Source organism: Lentilactobacillus hilgardii DSM 20176 = ATCC 8290 (genome assembly GCF_000159315.1).
Lineage (GTDB): Bacteria > Bacillota > Bacilli > Lactobacillales > Lactobacillaceae > Lentilactobacillus > Lentilactobacillus hilgardii.
The window spans coordinates 284,356-286,441 of the sequence record NZ_GG669992.1 but is presented as its reverse complement, the minus strand read 5'-3'; the positions used below and the strand labels follow the sequence as shown (position 1 = coordinate 286,441).

Below are 2,086 nucleotides of genomic sequence, written 5' to 3'. Positions count from 1 at the left end.
CATAGGCTGTACGGGGATCATATTTACGCCGATTAAAGTTTGGATCCCCAAAGTCAACGCCATTCCAACTCTGTGCCCGTGACGACATTAAAATGACACGCGAATGACCGGCTTTCTTTAAAGCCGGATACAGTTTAGCAGTTAATTGAAAATGTCCCAGAAAATTAGTTGAAAACTGGGATTCATTTCCACGACTGTCACGCTTTAATGGTGGAAACATGATACCAGCACATTCAACCAACAAGTCCAACTGTCGATTAGAAGCTAAAAAACCCTTGGCAAAACGATCAATCGAATCAGGATCCATTAAATCCAATAATCCGAGTTCGGCATTCTTTAGATGTTCTACGACAGGTAATGCTTTTGATACAGTTCTGGCCGGTACAATAACATGTGCACCCGCCTGTGTCAGCATTTCCGTTACTTTTAATCCGATGCCACTATAGCCACCCGTTACAATCACGTTTTTCCCTTTAAGATCAACGCCCTTCATAACTCTTTCAGCAGTGGTTGTACGATTAAATGGGCTATCAATTGGTTCTTGTTTTGATGTTTGGAGCATTAATTTATTACCTCTTATAGTTTCAAGTTCTTTTTTGGATTGACGATGGCAATCCGTCACTAATGAATTTTTGGTTTAAATCAAATGGAACCGGTTGGTTCAGCGTCAATGAATCCGGCGTTATCCTGCAATCATAGGCTATAACATGAACCCCTCTTTTTTGAGCCTTGAAAATCTCAAACGCGAGGGGTTCAAAAATATCTATGTCAATTGTCATAGCTTTTATTTTCTCCATCTGAATAATAAATAATAGATAGGAAAGGTACCCTTTGTCAAGCGCTTTTTGCAAAGTTTTCACATGTTTTAGTCCCCGAGTTGTGGGTGCGTCTGGAAATGCTGCTATACCACCGTTTTCCAATGTAACGCCTTTCACCTCTAAGAAAAAGTTTTTTTGATGATCACCAATTCCTGAAAAGTCCAATCTTGAATCTAAAAACGGCACTTCGGGCGTAACTTGTGTAATCTGATTAATTCCGGGTAATTTAATATCATTGTTGGCCAATCCATCTTTAACTATTTTATTAGGTGCTTGGGAATCGATGTTGATCCAAAATCGGTCATACTTTTTGGCTGCCACTAAATCATACTTTGTTTTCCGAGCATGATTATGGCTTTCAACCAAGGATGTTGTCACATTCGGCTGTAAGATGGTTGTCCGCCCGGTATTCTTAACATGCACTGTCACAATTTCACCGGTCTCAATTAGTCGACAATGAGCAATGAATCTATTAGGCCGGTCAATAAAACGTGCAAGATGAAAATTTGGATATTGCATCGGAATACCTTCCCTTCAAAATTAATTATTATCCTTTTTTTGACATCTTAACATACATCATTAGTCATAAAACACGCTATTTTAATGTATTTACCAAATATCTGTTCAAATACTGTTGCTTTGGCATTTCTCCTTGTATGATAAAGATAGGTTTATCATTCTACTAATCTGTTTTGTGAGGGTGATCGTATGTATCAATTTATTAGTCAAATTCGTAAATATATCTGGCTTGAGAGTATCGTTTATATTATTTTTGGCTTATTCTTCCTATTTGAACCGGAAGCGACGATTAACGTTTTCATTGCTGTTCTTTCAAGCTTTTTTGCGTTATTTGGTATTATTAATCTCATTTCATGGTTTGTTCAACGTCATAAAGGAGACGAACTCGATTATAGTTTACCCGTTGGTATCTTTCAGCTTATTTTGGCAATTCTAATATTAATTTTTGCAAAACCAATTTTGGCAGCATTACCATTAGTCATTGGAATTGTCCTTATCTTAGTTGGGCTTATCCAAGTTATTGACGCAATCGGGCATCGCGAATTTGTCAATGTTTCCCCATTACCATTTATCATGTATGGCCTTGTTCTAATCGTTCTGGGAAGCGTGCTGGTATTTCATCCATTTGGTACTGTCCTGTTTGTCTTACAACTCTTTGGTGCTATGTTGGTTGTAACTGCAATTGTTGAAATTGTGGGTGCATGGAAATGGCGAGCATAAAGAAAAATGCGTTATTAAAATTTAAAAAG

3 protein-coding genes are annotated in these 2,086 nt (G+C 37.6%); 1 reads left to right on the top strand and 2 read right to left on the bottom strand.

Going from position 1 to position 2,086, the window contains the following annotated elements:
• Both HMPREF0519_RS01360 and sfsA read right to left on the bottom strand, forming a co-directional pair.
• A partial coding sequence (locus tag HMPREF0519_RS01360; RefSeq protein WP_003633989.1) for an SDR family NAD(P)-dependent oxidoreductase occupies nucleotides 1-562 on the bottom strand: 562 nt, incomplete at its 3' end.
• Nucleotides 563-584: 22 nt separating this feature from the next.
• Nucleotides 585-1,337 (bottom strand): DNA/RNA nuclease SfsA, encoded by a 753-nt coding sequence (sfsA, locus tag HMPREF0519_RS01355; protein WP_003633987.1) that lies wholly within the window; start codon nucleotides 1,335-1,337, stop codon nucleotides 585-587.
• Nucleotides 1,338-1,526: 189 nt separating this feature from the next.
• Between sfsA and HMPREF0519_RS01350 the strand changes: the two genes are divergently transcribed.
• Nucleotides 1,527-2,057 carry a DUF308 domain-containing protein gene (locus tag HMPREF0519_RS01350; protein ID WP_003556705.1) on the top strand — a complete coding sequence of 177 codons (531 nt, stop codon included), beginning with the start codon at nucleotides 1,527-1,529 and terminating at the stop codon, nucleotides 2,055-2,057.
• The last annotated feature ends 29 nt before the right edge of the window (nucleotides 2,058-2,086 follow it).

Bases quoted from the DNA above. Each gene is read 5' to 3' on its own strand.
- sfsA (WP_003633987.1), bottom strand. From the start codon at position 1,337: ATGCAATATCCAAATTTTCATCTTGCACGTTTTATTGACCGGCCTAAT.
- HMPREF0519_RS01350 (WP_003556705.1), top strand. From the start codon at position 1,527: ATGTATCAATTTATTAGTCAAATTCGTAAATATATCTGGCTTGAGAGT.